The organism is Bacillus sp. FSL M8-0025 (assembly GCF_037975475.1).
In the GTDB taxonomy this organism is placed as follows: Bacteria; Bacillota; Bacilli; order Bacillales; family Bacillaceae; genus Bacillus; species Bacillus subtilis.
On sequence record NZ_CP150258.1, the window covers coordinates 652,128 to 668,162 of the forward strand.

A 16,035-nucleotide genomic window follows, 5' to 3' on the forward strand; every position below is an offset into this window, starting at 1 on the left:
CACTTCTTCCCTCATGTATTTTACTGCACATTTCCTATTGTCTCATACTTTTCCCTAATCTCCTAATTCCTTTTTCTTTATGACTTTCCAATAACCCCATCTAAAAAGGAGAGGAGTGTGCTGTTAAAAGCATCTGGCTCTTCTAAAAACGGGCAATGGCTGCTTTTAGAAAAGGTAACGAGTGTTGCGTTCGGAATATTGCTGCGCAAGTGTTCCCCAGCTGCTGTAGAGAAAAATTTCTTGTCTTCCCCGAAGCACAACAATGTCGGCACATTGATGTTTTGGAGGGTGCCCCGGTAATCAGCGGCGGTTTGGTTAAATAAAATCGTGCTAGAAATGGCAGCCGGCTGTTTGAGGATTTCTGCCAGCATCCATTCTGTTTCGGTCTCGGCAGGCGGTTCTGCGAACATATTTTGGATGAAGCTTTCGTAGAAAGGCAGCGGGTCAGTTTGAATGGCGTGCATCGCTGTTTTTAAGCCGTCAAAATCAAATGGACCGTGTTCCCAGTCCTCCCATTGATAGTCGGAAGCGGATTGATCGATGATCACAGCGGCTTGAATATTATCATTCCCAAATTGATTGAGATAATCCCATACGACAAAAGCGCCCATTGACCAGCCGGCAAGAACGACATGGTCAAGCTCCATTGCATTTAGAAATTCCCTTATGTCACGGGCATATTGGGAAATGGTGTGGCCGTGAAGCACTTTGTCAGATTCGCCGTGTCCTCTAAGATCAAGACGAATACATTGATAATTGGCAGAAAGCGCCGAAAATTGTTTGTGGAAAAATTGTCCGCTCATCAGCACCCCATGTATAAACAGGATCGGCGTCCCGTTCCCGTGTGTTTCATAGTAAAGGCGTGTCTGATCTTCTAATGTGATGTATGGCATGTTTCTCCTCCTTTAGTTTCCATCATGAGTATGGCTGGCTGCTGTTGAGCTGATGATGGCAGCTGTCGCGGCTGCCTGCTGTGCTTGAATGACTGTTTCGATAGCGGTGTATAGTCCTGATTCCATCAGCAGATTTTTCTCCATATGCTCACTGAGATAGAGGCTGACAGCAATTTTAAAGTTCATTTCCTTTTGCCATTTAAAAGCTTTTTCCTGGTTTAATTCGTCAGTGATGCACAAAACGGTTTTGATATCTGGCTCTTCCAGAAATGTGAGGAGAGCAAGGTCTGGATAATGATAATCCTTTGGTTTTTTGACATCAGTGATCGATTGATATATCTGTTTGCAAGCGGAAACAAGCATTTCGGGCTCTTTTTCACTTTGCAAGGCCAGAATATGGCTGACCTGATGTAAGTACTGTCCTTTTTTAAAGCCGTTGGCTGCCAGCAGCTGATAGCATGTTTCCGCCTTCTGTAGCGCCTGCAAACCTTTTTCGTTTTCTCCAAGCAGTATGGCAAGCGGAACATTCTGAGTTGAAGTGAGGAAATAATGATTTTTCTTCATCTGCTGATAAACTGCTAGCCCCATGTTCATCTGTTCTTTTTGGTTTGTCGTTTCAGATTTGCCGGTGAGCAAGATCAGAGCGGAAAGGTATGTGAACATATCCCGCTTATATCCTAGCTTCACCATTTCATTGTATACATCGATGAAAGTATGAAATGTTTGTTTTGCCTTATGCTGAAAATGAATGTCCAGAATAGATGCAACAGTAAAGCGGTGGTGTGAATTGAGTGTTGAGAAGCTGCCGATGTTTGATTTGATATAGCTGCTCCAATCATAAAAGCGCTGAAAATCAAACTCTCTTTTATTCACAATATATGCAGAAGAAATGAGCATTAATATCTGATCGTGTGAAACTTTCCATTTTAATTTTGATTTTAATTCAGCATAAATGGAAATGTATTGCTTTATTGTTTCATGTAGGTCGTGTGTCAGCATAAAAAGCAGCTCCTTTTTGCTGTTTTTACGTAATACGATAAATAGGGCCAAAGGTTTCATAAAGAAAAAACTTGCCTGCTAGAGGCAAGTTTGTCGGGTTATTTATGGGGATCAGTTATATCCATCGGTCTCATCATGTCATAGTCTTCATGCTCTAGAATATGGCAATGCCATACGTATCGTCCGCTGTACGGACCGAATGTCGCCGCGATTCTCAGGACTTCACCTGCATGCGCTTGAATGGTGTCTTTCCAGCCCTTTTCACTTGGCGGCGGCGGGACAGCCGGACCGGTATAGGACAATTCCCCGCTTTCTTGATAACGGGCGATATCAAACGGCCGCCGGTCTAATACACGGAAGGAGACTAGATGCAGGTGGATCGGATGTGTTCCGCGTGTCGGGTTGATAATGGACCATATTTCAGTTGTGCCGACTTTTGGTGCTTCTGTGACGGGATCGTGCCAGCGTTTGTTATTAAGCAGAAGGACGGGTCTGCCGTATTCGTCCTGGGTGCCTGCCAGTTTTAGCGTTCTGATGTTTTGTATTCTTTCATGCTGTACCGAAGGGTATGAGGCGAGGTACTTCGGCTTTCTGCTTTCGTCTTTTTGTGCCAATGGTTTTGTGACTCTGAATTGCATGATATTAGCATCTGTTTCAGGATTGACGTCACCGCCACAGCCCGCGCTGTTTGCCAAAATGATCGATTCTCCTTCATATGCTGTGAAGTCAATGATGATATCGTAACGTTCAGCAGGCGCAAGGCTGAAAGAATTCAGTTTAACAGATCGCGGCAGGAGACCTCCATCTGAACCAATCTGAATAAACTCTCCGCCATTATCGAGTGTCAGGTTATAGGTTCTTGTATTGGAGGCGTTGATGACTCGGAATCGGTATTTCCTCGGCTCGACCTCCAAGTATGGCCATACCTTCCCGTTGACGAGTATGGTTTCTCCGCAAAAAGCCGGAACGATTGAAGGATTAGGCAGTGACGGAGAAGGGTTTTCCGGTGCGCTCGGATAAAACAAAGAACCGTCCTCATTGATCGTGCGGTCTGTGATAAGAAGCGGCACATCGTATTCGTCTGAAGGCAGTTTTAAGCGTTTTTCCTTTGGGTCATGAATGATATAAGCACCGACAAGTCCGGCATAGACATTTAGCCTGGTGAGCGCCATGGCGTGATCGTGATACCACAATATAGCCCCGCGCTGCTGGTTTGGATAATGATAAACCTCTCTTTTGAAATAAGGTCCTGTTTGTTCAAAGTCTTTGGAAAACCAAGCCTCGGGATACCCGTCACTGTCATCTGGCGTGACGCCGCCGTGTAAATGAACAACAGTCTTTACCTCGGACTCTTCATGCTGGCTGTCACTGTGATGAATGGTGTGATCAATCGGAAGGAAATGCGTGGAAGGTAGGTTATTCATCCATTTTACATATACGTTTTCATTTCTTTTAACCTCAATGGTCGGCCCCGGAAATAAGCCGTTGTAGCCCCACAGGCGGGTTGGAGGGAGATCGCGATGGAGCTGATGGGTGCATTCCTCCATGGTGACTTCGTAGTATGTTTTTTCTTTTGATTGCTGTACTGGCTTTAGTGTATCTGGGATTGGGAGAGCATCCACAAATTTTTCAAGTGTCATTTTCATCTGTCCTTATCTAAATTTTCCAAATTGGTACTATAGTTAATGACAATAAGAACGTGATGGTTACAAAAAATCTTCGTGCTGCAGACTGCCCGAGAAAGAAAATAACAAAATCCTAAACGGCAGGCCGTTTAGGATTTGATCAGCATTAAGGCAGGATATCGGGCTGCTGCTGTGTGACTGGGTTGGCAGCCGCTTTCTCGCTCACCTTGCGTTTTCTGAACACAAGGTAAGAAATCAGAACGATTCCCGTGATGACGCCTGTAAGCAGCAGCTCGTCTCTCATGGAATCAATAAACGCCATGGACACTAAAATTCCGCAAATGGCGATGATGGTCAAGTAGGTTAGGAAAGGGAAGAGCCACATTTTGATCTTCAATGCTTCTGGGTTTGTTTTTTCGAGTTTTTTCCGCATTTTCAGCTGGGAAACAGCGATGACAAGATAGACGAGTAAAGCGATTGCGCCTGATGAGTTGACTAAGAATAAAAAGACGGTATCCGGTGAAAAATAGTTCATTACGACCGCGATATAAGAGAAAAATGTCCCGGCCACAATGGCTTGTACGGGAACGCCTTTTTTGCTCAATTTCATAAAACGGCGCGGCGCTTCGTTTCTTTCTGCAAGAGAATACAGCATTCTGGATGTGGTGTACAAACCTGAATTCAGGCAAGAGAGTACGGCTGTGAGGACGATAAAGTTCATAATCTGTGCGGCTGCGGGCACTCCTATATGCTCAAGTACAGCGACGAAAGGGCTTTCTAAAATATTTGCTGAATTCCATGGCAACAGCGCCACGACAATGGCGATTGAGCCCACGTAAAAGACGATGATGCGCCATACAACGGATCTGGTTGCTTTTGTCACAGATTCGATCGGGTTGGATGTTTCCCCTGCTGCAATGGCAACGATTTCAGTTCCCATAAAAGAGAAGATGACAACGACAATGCCGAGCAATACAGAGCTGATGCCTTCCGGGAAAAATCCGCCTTTGCCTGTAAGATTCGATAAACCGACTGGCTCACTGCCCGGTGCAAAGCCAAAAATAAAGGCAAAACCAACGATTAGAAAAGCAATGATAGTCACAACTTTAATGAGGGAGAACCAATATTCAAACTCACCGAAAGACTTAACGGAGTAGACGTTTGTCAGGGTGAGCACAATGGTCAAGATCAAACTTGTCAGCCACAGCGGAATATCATGGAACCAGTATTGAATAATGCCAGCACCGGCAATGGCTTCGATCGCGATGACGATCACCCAGAAAAACCAGTACAGCCAGCCGATTGTAAATCCTGCCCACGGTCCGATGGCGTCGTGAGCGTATTGAGAAAACGATCCGCTCGTCGGGTTTACGGCAGACATCTCACCGAGCATTCTCATAATAAAAATCACCAATAATCCGGCTAACGCGTAAGAAACAACGGCACCCGGACCGGTCGAGTGAATCACTGAACCGCTGCCTACAAATAGGCCGGCTCCGATTACACCGGCAATCGAAATCATTGTCATATGGCGGGTCTTTAATTCCTTTTTTAATCCTGATTGAGACTGGTTCATAAGTTACCTCCTTTTAAAATGCAATCATTACTGAATATTATGATAATTGAAACTCTATCATAAATATACAGTTTGTCGAAAATTCATGTGAGAAAATATAACGTTTTATTTCAAATTTGTAGTGTTTTGTTTGCGCTTTCAGCGAATGTGTGGAAAAAATGTTTCGTTTTTTATTTGCTGTGTGATTTTGTGTACTATTTACAATTCGATAGAATGCGAGAAGCGCTGGTGTCATTGGATCTGATGGGCTTTTTGGCGGAGCAAATAAATTGGATGAGAGAAAAAGTGTTCCATCGTCACTATTTTTCTGTGGCGGGTGAATCATGTTTCTGTAGACCCACTGCGGTTCAGCTTTGTAAGATAATAATAGGAAAATGTGAGCGGGGAGGAGGTTTTGTATGGAGAGATATGATGAACTGAAAAAGGGAGAATCCGGGGCGCTGGTCAGCATTGCCGCGTATCTTGTTCTTTCCGCAATTAAACTGATCATCGGTTATCTTTTTCACTCGGAAGCACTTACGGCAGACGGGTTAAATAACACAACTGACATTATTGCTTCTGTTGCTGTGCTGATTGGCCTGCGCATCTCTCAAAAGCCTCCTGACGAAGATCATCCATACGGCCACTTTCGAGCGGAAACGATTGCATCGCTTATCGCATCGTTTATTATGATGGTTGTCGGCCTGCAAGTGCTGTTCAGTGCCGGAGAATCTATTTTTTCTGCTAAACAAGAGACGCCGGATATGATTGCGGCTTGGACGGCAGCGGGCGGGGCAGTCCTGATGCTGATCGTTTATCGGTACAATAAAAGGCTGGCCAAAAAGGTGAAGAGCCAGGCGCTCCTTGCTGCGGCTGCTGATAATAAATCAGACGCATTCGTCAGTATCGGCACATTTATCGGCATTGTGGCTGCTCAATTCCATCTTGCTTGGATTGATACGGTCACTGCGTTTGTGATCGGTCTGCTTATTTGCAAGACCGCATGGGATATTTTTAAAGAGTCATCTCACTCTTTAACAGATGGATTCGACATAAAGGACATTTCCGCTTATAAACAGACAATCGAAAAAATCTCCGGTGTGAGCCGTTTAAAAGACATAAAAGCAAGATACTTGGGCAGTACGGTTCATGTTGATGTGGTGGTTGAGGTATCGGCAGATTTAAATATTACGGAAAGCCACGATATAGCCAATGAAATTGAGCGGAGAATGAAGGAGGAGCATGCGATTGATTATTCGCATGTTCATATGGAGCCTTTAGAACACAAATAATGGAGCTTCCTGTCACAGGAAGCTTCAGCGTGTCGACAAACCCTCGCATTCGTTGTCAGGTCTGCGCTTCGGTGCTCACGAATTAGAACATTCGCTCCGCTCCTATGCTCGTCCTTCCTAGACTTCAAGGGTTTTCAATCACGCTGAAAAGATGACAAAACCCTAAAATGAAAGCCATTTTAGGATTTTGTCAACAATCTGGAGCTTCCTGTCACAGGAAGCTTTTTTGCGTGATTTGCCCTGCTTTATTGGAAACAATTTGCTTGAATCGTTTTTTTATACAGATTGCTTTTTGTGGTAAAGTTAGGTTACATTATGATGAATTTTGTAGATGACTAGGAGGAAAAGAATGGCATATCAAGAAGACCTGCATCCTTTGCTGGGGAAAGCAGTTGAACATATTAATAGAGTAATGGTTGGAAAACGAGACATCGCCATACTCAGCTTAGCAGCCCTTCTTGCCAAAGGGCATGTGCTGCTTGAGGATGTACCCGGAGTCGGAAAAACGATGATGGTCCGCGCGCTGGCAAAGTCAATCGGCGCCGATTTCAAAAGAATCCAATTCACTCCGGATTTGCTGCCATCTGATGTAACAGGGGTATCTATCTATAATGCGAAAACGATGGAATTTGAATATCGTCCTGGCCCGATTATGGGAAATATCGTGCTGGCCGATGAAATCAACCGTACCTCTCCGAAGACACAGTCGGCTTTGCTCGAAGCGATGGAAGAGGGGAGCGTCACGGTAGATGGCCATACGATGCAGCTTGCCGCTCCTTTTTTTGTGATGGCAACGCAAAACCCGGTCGAATATGAAGGGACCTATCCTTTGCCGGAAGCTCAGCTTGACCGTTTTTTATTCAAACTTCGGATGGGTTATCCGTCCTTTAATGAAGAGCTTGACGTCTTATCTCTTCAGGAAAAAAGCCATCCGATTGAGACGCTTGAGCCGGTTATTGCAAAAGAAGACTTCATCTGTTTACAGAGGGAAGTGCAAAATGTCCGTGCTGATGACAGCATTAAGGAATATATCGTTGAAATTGTGCAGAAAACGAGACAACATCCTTCTGTTCAATTAGGCGTCAGTCCGCGTGGCTCAATCGCCCTCATGAAAGCGGCACAGGCATACGCGCTGCTGCATCATCGCGACTATGTCATCCCGGATGATATTCAATATTTAGCTCCTTTCACGCTGCCGCACCGGATGATGCTTCATCCTGAGGCAAAATTTGAAGGGATTCAGGCAGAAGCGATCGTAAGGGAGATCATGTCAGCTGTGAAGGTGCCGGTTCAAAGGTCGTCGGTCCGCTGATGAATAAGAAATGGCAATGGCTCGTATATGGTTGGAAGCTGATTATATTAACTTTATTGACGGCTGCTGTTTTTTCTTATGCGATGTTTCAGGGCGGCTTTGTCAGCTGGTTTTTGTTTTACGCGTTTCTCCCTTTTGTCTTGTATGCCGGGCTGTTGGCCTTGTATCCGCTCCGTTCTTTTCAGGCTTCAAGGCAAATGGATAAAACACAATTGCATGCGGGGGACAGGCTGGGCGTAACGGTTACGCTGAGAAGAAAGCTGCCATTCCCCCTGATGTATATGGTGATTGAAGATTGCCTGCCAGAAGGTATCGAGTCATTAAATCGAGACGGAGCCGCGGCCAAACGGCTCGTTTTTCCTTGGTTTAAACGGAGCATGACGATGTCGTATGAATTAGCTCGGGTACCGCGCGGAGAGCATCACTTTCATTCTGTCAGGGTGCGAATCGGGGATGTTCTTGGCTTGATTGAAAAAACTGCATTTTTTGAGCTGGATGATACCTTGTTTGTTTATCCATTCTATCAGCGTTTTTCCTATCAGGTGAATGAGAGGCATCAGGAAGACGGTGTAAGCGGTTCTTCTCCTATTCATCAGCACCATTCCTCAGTCGCAGCAAGTGTGCGGAATTATCAGCCGGGAGACCGATTTGCTGCGTTAGATTGGAAGACATCTGCACGGCGGAGCCAGCTGATGACGAAGGAATTTGAGCCTTCTCGCAGCAAAAATCTGTTTCTGCTGATGGACCGTTTTTCCTCAGACGCATTCGAAGAGGTCGTTTCAGTGACAGCTTCGATTCTTCATTCTGTTTTAAAAAACGGCGCGGGTGCTGGTCTGGCTTCCATCGGGAAGGAAAAAAACATTTTCCCTATTCAGGAAGGGGATCAGCATTTTAAGCACATGCTTCGGCATTTAGCCATCGCTCATTGTGATGCGGCAGACCCGATAAGCCGATATGCACGGGAAGAGCTGGGAAAGCCATCTGTTCGCCAAGCTGATCAAGTTGTTGTCACGGGACAGTTAACGGAAGATATGCTGCACCTCGCAGAAATAGGAGGCGGCCGGGTTACGGTGATACTGGCAAAAGAGAAAGATGCTGAGCTCTCTCAAACTGAAAATGTCATGATTGAACGCATGATGAAACGCCAAGTCAGAGTTCGGGTCATGAGGGGCGGGCGAGTTTCGCGTGTTGTTTAGAAAGAGAGGTGACTGGTTCACATGCTGCACGATGATCACAAGGGAAGCCGTTTGAGCTTGCTGTTATTTTATTTTCTGGCTTTTTTATTGCTGTGGGAGTGGCTCAGGCCGCTTGACAGTTTTACTGAAACGAAACATACAGGCTTTTTTAGTGTCTTTATCGGTTTGACGTTTCTGCTGACTTTTTTCAGGATGAGGTGGTTTGTCACCGTTCCTTTTTGTGTCATATTTACATTGATCTCGATACACATCCTGTTTTATCAAGGATCTATATTCGACTTGAGCTGGGTCAGCTCTTTTTTGCAGGATGTCTATCTGAATATCACGCTGATTCAATCTGGGCAATGGAATGACATGATTCCTTCATTTCGGACCCTGCTGTTTTTTGTGCTGCTGTGGCTGCTTGTCTATCTCCTGCATTATTGGGTGATTTACCAGAGAAGAATTTTGTTTTTCTTTTTGATGACAGTAGCGTATATTACGATTCTTGATACCTTTACGCCATATGATGCCACTTTTGCCGTCATCCGTATCGTGCTGATCGGCTTCTTTATGCTGGGCCTTTTATACTTGGAACGCATTAAGCTGATGGAAAGAATCACACTGCCAAAAACATCTGTCCTGAAATGGTTTCTTCCTTTATCTGTATTGGTTTTGGCTGCAACGGGATTCGGACTCGCCGCTCCAAAATCAGAGCCGGCCTGGCCTGATCCGGTGCCTTTTCTTAAAAAAATCACTCATCAAGACCGCGTGTCTGCAGGGGAAAGCAAAATCGGATACGGGAATCATGATGAATCACTCGGCGGCCCGTTCCAGCAGGATGCTACACCTGTTTTTACATGGCAGGGAAAAGAGCGTACGTATTTCCGTGTGGAAACGAAGGACACGTATACCGGAAAAGGCTGGATTGAAACAGACACAGGCATGTCGTATCAGCTTAGCAATGGAAAAGTTGAAAATCTGTGGTTTGACCATAAGGTTGCGACAGAGCGCCGCACCGTCCGTGTAAAAGTCGATAAGCACTACGGGTATAACCATTTGATGTATCCGATTGGTGCGGAAACCATTCAGCCAAAGCAGGCTGTCTCACTTGAAATGAACGGCAACACGGAGCAAATTTCTCCGGTCAGTGAACAAGCCGGTGAAATCAGAAATATGGGGAATTATACTGTAACGTACAATTCCCCGGTCTATAAGCTGGATGAACTGAGAAAGGTAAAAGTGAGAAAAAACAGTGAGGAGTACACATTCAGCGATCGCTACATGCAGCTTCCAGATTCACTGCCAGAGCGGGTGAGAACCCTTGCGATCAAACTGACTCAGGATCACGACAATATGTTTGATAAGGTGAAAGCGGTTGAGGACTATTTAGGGTCAAATGCGTTCACCTATGAAACAGAAAACGTGACCATTCCGAAGAATGATGAGGATTATGTCGATCAATTTCTCTTTGAAACGAAAATGGGTTATTGTGATAACTTTTCTTCCGCCATGGTGGTGCTCTTGCGCTCGGCCGGCATTCCGGCCCGCTGGGTAAAGGGTTATACGTCCGGCGAATACAAAGAAGCAGGGAACAAAAATGGCAGCATTTACGAAGTGACAAATAACAATGCCCATTCCTGGGTAGAGGTGTATTTCCCGGAACAGGGCTGGGTTACATTTGAGCCGACTAAAGGGTTTACAAATCCGGCTGAATTTACTTCTTCTGACACAAAGGACTCCGGCAGCGATAACAGCAGCTCGCCGAAGAAAGCAAAACAGAAAGAAGAGAAAAAACAGCCGCAAAAAGAGGAAAAACAAAAGGAAAAGCGGGAGCCAGCTGTTTCTAAAAAGCCGTCCGCTTCGCATACCAATGCCGGTGCGGGCTTGTATGCAGCGCTTGCGGTTCTTGCAGTCCTCCTGGTGGCAGCTGTATTGCTGTATGTTTTCCGCTCGTTATGGATTCCTGTTTTCGCCGTGAGGAAATTGAAGCGGCGCAGCGATCAGCACGCGTTTTTTGAGGCATATGGCGCGCTGCTGAAACAACTGAAGAGAAAAGGGCTGCCGAAACGAGACAGTGAAACACTGCGTGATTATGCAAAACGAATCGATGAAAAATACGACATAGAAGACATGTCAAAGCTGACATTAAGCTATGAAAGGGCGCTTTACAGAAATGAAGATTCTTCGGCGCTATGGAATGATTCGAGAGAGTTATGGGAAAATTTAATTAAAAGAAGATGGTCTTGACCACTTATCGACGTGTTGTTAGAATTAGTGAATATTATCGGAGTCTGGGAGCGAGTTGGCCTGACTCCGGCAAACGGCCTTGCCAAAGAGGGCGGAGCGAGCTTCATATCTGTCCTCGTTTTTTTCTGTGTCAAAAAACTTAGAGGAGATTAGGTGACAACCATGACAAAGTTAGTGAATGAAATGATTCTTGTCCTTGATTTCGGCAGTCAGTATAACCAGCTGATTACACGCCGTATCCGTGAATTCGGTGTATACAGCGAGCTGCATCCACATACATTGACGGCTGAAGAAATTAAAAAAATGAATCCAAAAGGAATTATTTTATCCGGCGGTCCAAACAGTGTGTATGATGAAAATTCTTTCCGCTGTGACGAGAAAATCTTCGAGCTTGATATTCCTGTTTTGGGAATTTGCTACGGCATGCAGCTGATGACTCATTACCTTGGCGGTAAAGTTGAAGCGGCAAGCCAGCGTGAATACGGAAAAGCAAACATCCACATCGAAGGCACACCTGATTTGTTCAGAGATCTTCCGAATGAACAAGTGGTTTGGATGAGCCACGGCGATTTGGTTGTAGAAGTTCCTGAAGGCTTCACTGTTGACGCGACAAGCCATCACTGCCCGAACTCAGCAATGAGCAAAGCAGACAAAAAATGGTACGGCGTTCAGTTCCACCCGGAAGTGCGCCACTCCGAATACGGCAATGATCTTCTGAAAAACTTTGTATTCGGTGTTTGCGAATGCGAAGGCGAATGGTCAATGGAGAACTTTATCGAAATCGAAATGCAAAAAATCCGTGAAACGGTCGGAGACAAACAGGTTCTTTGCGCGCTAAGCGGCGGCGTTGATTCCTCTGTTGTTGCTGTTTTGATTCATAAAGCGATCGGCGACCAGCTGACTTGTATCTTTGTAGACCATGGTCTTCTCCGTAAAGGCGAAGCTGAGGGTGTTATGAAAACATTCAGCGAAGGCTTTAACATGAACGTGATTAAAGTAGACGCACAAGATCGATTCTTAGATAAACTAAAAGGCGTTTCTGATCCTGAGCAAAAACGCAAAATCATCGGTAATGAATTCATTTACGTGTTTGATGATGAAGCGGACAAGCTCAAAGGCATCGACTACCTTGCACAAGGTACGCTTTACACAGATATCATCGAGAGCGGTACAGCAACGGCACAAACGATCAAATCTCACCACAATGTTGGCGGACTTCCTGAAGACATGCAGTTTGAGCTGATCGAGCCATTAAATACGCTCTTCAAAGACGAAGTGCGCGCGCTTGGCACAGAGCTCGGCATTCCGGATGAAATCGTATGGCGTCAGCCGTTCCCAGGACCGGGACTCGGAATCCGCGTTCTTGGCGAAGTAACAGAAGAAAAACTAGAAATCGTTCGTGAATCAGATGCAATCTTGCGTGAAGAAATTGCAAATCACGGCTTAGAGCGTGATATCTGGCAATACTTCACGGTTCTTCCTGACATCCGCAGCGTTGGTGTTATGGGTGACGCAAGAACATATGATTACACAATCGGAATCCGCGCCGTTACATCAATCGACGGCATGACATCTGACTGGGCGCGTATCCCGTGGGATGTGCTTGAAGTCATTTCGACACGTATCGTAAACGAAGTGAAGCACATTAACCGCGTGGTGTACGATATTACAAGTAAGCCGCCTGCGACGATTGAGTGGGAATAAGAATCAATTAATGGAAACCATCTTTTTGGCAATTTTGCCGGGAAGATGGTTTTATTTGTTTATTACGAACAAAATCCGATTTTGTGTGACTATTGTTCGCTTTTTGTATTGTTTTTTCAAAATGAAGTTGGTACAATAGACACAGAAATCAAATAAGATGAATTCGTATAATCGCGGGAATATGGCTCGCAAGTCTCTACCAAGCTACCGTAAATGGCTTGACTACGTAAACATTTCTTTCGTTTGATATAAATAAAACACGTTTATTTATTCGAACTGAAATCCGTCTGTAGTCAAGCGTCCCAAAATTATTGGGGCGTTTTTTATTTGGCGATTTCAGGACAGAATAAATAGCAAAGAGTGAAGGGAGTCAAATAGCTTGAAAAAGTATTTTCAGTTTGATGAGCTGGGCACCAGCTATCGCAATGAAATCATTGGCGGATTAACGACTTTTTTATCTATGGCATATATATTGTTCGTCAATCCGATTACGCTTGCTTTGGACAGCGTGAAAGATTTTCCGGAGGCGCTGAGAATTGACCAGGGTGCGGTCTTTACGGCGACAGCGCTGGCGTCTGCAGCAGGCTGTATCTTAATGGGATTAATAGCGAGATATCCGATTGCCATCGCGCCGGGTATGGGGCTGAACGCGTTTTTTGCGTTTTCTGTTGTCCTTGGTATGGGTATTTCATGGCAGGCAGCTTTGTCTGGTGTTTTTATTTCAGGCCTTATTTTCGTTGCTCTTTCTTTAACAGGTTTTCGTGAAAAAATCATCAACGCCATTCCGCCTGAGCTGAAATTGGCAGTCGGTGCGGGGATCGGCCTGTTTATTACATTCGTTGGTTTGCAAGGCTCAGGAATCATTACTGCAAATCCTTCTACGCTCGTCACGATCGGAAACATTCACAGCGGTCCTGTGCTGTTAACGATTTTCGGTGTGATTGTCACGGTTATTTTAATGGTGCTTCGCGTGAACGCAGGCGTGTTTATCGGGATGCTGTTAACAGCGGTTGCCGGCATGATTTTCGGTTTGGTTCCGGTTCCGACTCAAATTGTCGGCAGTGTGCCGAGCCTTGCGCCGACTTTCGGACAAGCGTGGATTCACCTCCCGGATATTTTCTCCGTACAAATGCTGATCGTTATTTTAACATTCTTGTTTGTCGGATTTTTTGATACAGCTGGTACACTTGTTGCTGTGGCGACACAAGCTGGTTTAATGAAGGAAAATAAATTGCCGCGTGCAGGCCGTGCGCTTTTAGCTGATTCATCTTCTATTGTGATCGGTGCCGTGCTTGGTACGTCTACAACAACTTCTTATGTGGAATCAAGCTCAGGTGTCGCTGCGGGTGCCCGGTCAGGATTTGCCGCAATTGTAACAGGGATTCTCTTTTTACTGGCTACGTTTTTCTCGCCGCTCCTATCAGTCGTTACGTCAAATGTAACAGCGCCGGCGCTTATTATTGTTGGTGCATTGATGGTGGCGCCGCTTGGCAAAATCGCTTGGGATAAGTTCGAAGTGGCCGTTCCTGCTTTCCTTACCATGATCATGATGCCGTTAACGTACAGCATCGCGACTGGTATTGCCATCGGATTTATTTTCTATCCGATTACAATGGTGTGCAAAGGGAAAGCAAAAGAGGTTCATCCAATCATGTACGGGCTGTTTGTCGTATTTATCCTGTACTTTATCTTCTTAAAATAAGAATTGAAAAACCAGCTGCACCGGCAGCTGGTTTTTTTGTTGCAAAAGATAAAACCATTTCATACGATATACCGTCATGTAGATGTGCCGCCATGCTTTACTTAAATGGAAATGACTTGACTGTTCAGGAAGGCTTCGGTACCTTATATAAGTGTTTTATTTTCTTGCTGAATGGTATTCCGCCGTATTTTTTTGATAGGAGTTGCTGACATGACGGAAGAAAGAAAAGAAACGTTTGAAGAAGAAATTAACCAGAGTGAAAGAATAGATGCAGATGAAGAACCGCTATCGAGAATGTCAAGAAAGGCGAGCCGGCAAAGCAAGCAGAAGCAAAAACAAAAGCAGAAACCGCGCCAGGAACGCGGTGAATCAACTGTTAAAGACAAGCTTGCGTCTGTTTGGGCAGCCATCAACAGATATTGCGGTTTTGCGTTCTCGATTTTAAAATCACCGGCGAAAACTGTCGTAACGGATGGTTTTTCTCATTATAAGTACGGTCTGATTTCAATGCTTATATTCAGTATCATTTTTTCAATTGGGAATTGGTTTCAGTTAAAGGCAAGCTGGAATCGGCCGCTCGGTTTCGGAGAACGCCATCATGCTTTCTATGACGGGTTTTTAGTTGTTCTTGTGTATTTGCTGATCTTTTTCGCGGTAATGGTCTTTGCTATATGGGCTGTCTCCCGCTATATGATGAAGCAGAAGGTGACGTTCAGAGAAGCGGCTGCCGTATTGGGTTCATTGCTTGTACCGGTAATTGCTGTTTCAATCCTTTGGCTGATCTTTGCGATCGTAAATATCCCAATGCTGACAGTACTGTTTACGGTGCTGATCTTGTTTTCCATCTTTTTTATCATCGCGCTGTATGTACAGCGTGTGTACCAGGCGGCACAAGATGCATCAATTGATTATATCTATTGTGTATTTGCAGTGGTTGCGATAGCGCTGCTGTTTACGGCAGTGACTTGGCCGTTTATTTCTGAGTATTTTACGGCGTCGCTGATTCCGCTTTAATGAAAAAACCGGCTAATCCTAGCCGGTTTTTTTATGTCACACTTTTTACAAATATATCTAAAAAACATAGTTGATTTGTAGGATTAACCCGTGTATGATGGGGAAAATGCTGAAAACGTCCAGCGCAAAAACCTTTATGTTTAAGGAGGATGATGGACATGGCTGATGTACTTCGCCGAGCAATTAACCAAAAGAAGCAATTTTTAAAAACCAAATTACTGCTCTCGGAATTTTATCAAGGAAGAGGGGAACAGCTTGCGGACTACACGCTGAGTGAGCTTGAGAAAGAATACAAGTCCCTTCAGAAAATGAAAAAAGAGATCTGACAATAGATATAAAGAGGTGAGTCTGCTGAAAAGCGGGCTTTTTTGTTTTGATTTTGAAAAGGCGAGAAAGAGGGTAAACTACTACTGTTCAACTCATAAAAGCATGTCGAAATATTTTGCTTAAACTTACGGGCGAAGCTAATTGTAAACGGCTCATTTCTCTAGTAGAATATGAATGCTTTGTGCAA

General features: G+C 44.8%; 13 protein-coding genes and 1 riboswitch. Of the genes, 8 read left to right on the forward strand and 5 right to left on the reverse strand.

Features of this window, described 5'->3' with window-relative positions:
- Positions 1–77 precede the first annotated feature (77 nt).
- The 5 genes from MKX38_RS03420 to MKX38_RS03440 all read right to left on the reverse strand — a co-directional run bounded on the left by MKX38_RS03420 (position 78) and on the right by MKX38_RS03440 (position 5,418).
- Positions 78–893: an alpha/beta hydrolase gene (locus MKX38_RS03420; RefSeq protein WP_339188606.1), complete on the reverse strand. Its 816-nt coding sequence runs from the start codon at positions 891–893 to the stop codon at positions 78–80.
- A 12-nt stretch (positions 894–905) separates the two neighbouring features.
- Positions 906–1,892 (reverse strand): DUF4003 domain-containing protein, encoded by a 987-nt coding sequence (locus MKX38_RS03425; protein ID WP_163130878.1) that lies wholly within the window; start codon positions 1,890–1,892, stop codon positions 906–908.
- Between the two features lie 98 nt (positions 1,893–1,990).
- On the reverse strand, positions 1,991–3,532 hold the full coding sequence (gene cotA / locus MKX38_RS03430; protein ID WP_163130880.1) for an outer spore coat copper-dependent laccase CotA: 1,542 nt from the start codon (positions 3,530–3,532) through the stop codon (positions 1,991–1,993).
- 151 nt (positions 3,533–3,683) lie between these two features.
- The gene (gabP, locus tag MKX38_RS03435) at positions 3,684–5,093 is read right to left on the reverse strand and encodes a GABA permease (protein ID WP_041351472.1); all 1,410 of its coding nucleotides are present in this window, start codon (positions 5,091–5,093) and stop codon (positions 3,684–3,686) included.
- A 37-nt stretch (positions 5,094–5,130) separates the two neighbouring features.
- Positions 5,131–5,418 (reverse strand): hypothetical protein, encoded by a 288-nt coding sequence (locus MKX38_RS03440; protein WP_032678949.1) that lies wholly within the window; start codon positions 5,416–5,418, stop codon positions 5,131–5,133.
- A gap of 73 nt (positions 5,419–5,491) precedes the next feature.
- Here MKX38_RS03440 and mneS point away from each other — a divergent pair, with 73 nt between their 5' ends.
- The 8 genes from mneS (at position 5,492) to MKX38_RS03480 (ending at position 15,847) form a co-directional block, all read left to right on the forward strand.
- The gene (gene mneS, locus MKX38_RS03445) at positions 5,492–6,364 is read left to right on the forward strand and encodes a manganese transporter MneS (protein ID WP_015382984.1); all 873 of its coding nucleotides are present in this window, start codon (positions 5,492–5,494) and stop codon (positions 6,362–6,364) included.
- A gap of 349 nt (positions 6,365–6,713) precedes the next feature.
- Positions 6,714–7,676, forward strand: coding sequence for a MoxR family ATPase (locus MKX38_RS03450; protein ID WP_161476412.1), 963 nt, complete (start codon positions 6,714–6,716; stop codon positions 7,674–7,676).
- Positions 7,676–8,872 carry a DUF58 domain-containing protein gene (locus MKX38_RS03455; protein WP_161476411.1) on the forward strand — a complete coding sequence of 399 codons (1,197 nt, stop codon included), beginning with the start codon at positions 7,676–7,678 and terminating at the stop codon, positions 8,870–8,872. Before MKX38_RS03450 ends, MKX38_RS03455 begins: the two co-directional genes overlap by 1 nt.
- A gap of 21 nt (positions 8,873–8,893) precedes the next feature.
- A complete protein-coding gene (locus tag MKX38_RS03460) occupies positions 8,894–11,101 on the forward strand; it encodes a DUF4129 domain-containing transglutaminase family protein (RefSeq protein ID WP_339188612.1) in 2,208 nt (735 codons plus the stop codon).
- Between the two features lie 162 nt (positions 11,102–11,263).
- Positions 11,264–12,805 carry a glutamine-hydrolyzing GMP synthase gene (gene guaA, locus MKX38_RS03465; protein ID WP_024571783.1) on the forward strand — a complete coding sequence of 514 codons (1,542 nt, stop codon included), beginning with the start codon at positions 11,264–11,266 and terminating at the stop codon, positions 12,803–12,805.
- A gap of 143 nt (positions 12,806–12,948) precedes the next feature.
- Positions 12,949–13,050: riboswitch (purine riboswitch) on the forward strand.
- A gap of 134 nt (positions 13,051–13,184) precedes the next feature.
- Positions 13,185–14,507, forward strand: coding sequence for a hypoxanthine/guanine permease PbuG (gene pbuG / locus MKX38_RS03470; protein WP_015252659.1), 1,323 nt, complete (start codon positions 13,185–13,187; stop codon positions 14,505–14,507).
- Between the two features lie 210 nt (positions 14,508–14,717).
- Positions 14,718–15,521 (forward strand): hypothetical protein, encoded by an 804-nt coding sequence (locus MKX38_RS03475; protein WP_046160140.1) that lies wholly within the window; start codon positions 14,718–14,720, stop codon positions 15,519–15,521.
- A 158-nt stretch (positions 15,522–15,679) separates the two neighbouring features.
- Positions 15,680–15,847, forward strand: coding sequence for a Fur-regulated basic protein FbpA (locus tag MKX38_RS03480; RefSeq protein WP_003244066.1), 168 nt, complete (start codon positions 15,680–15,682; stop codon positions 15,845–15,847).
- Positions 15,848–16,035: the final 188 nt, after the last annotated feature.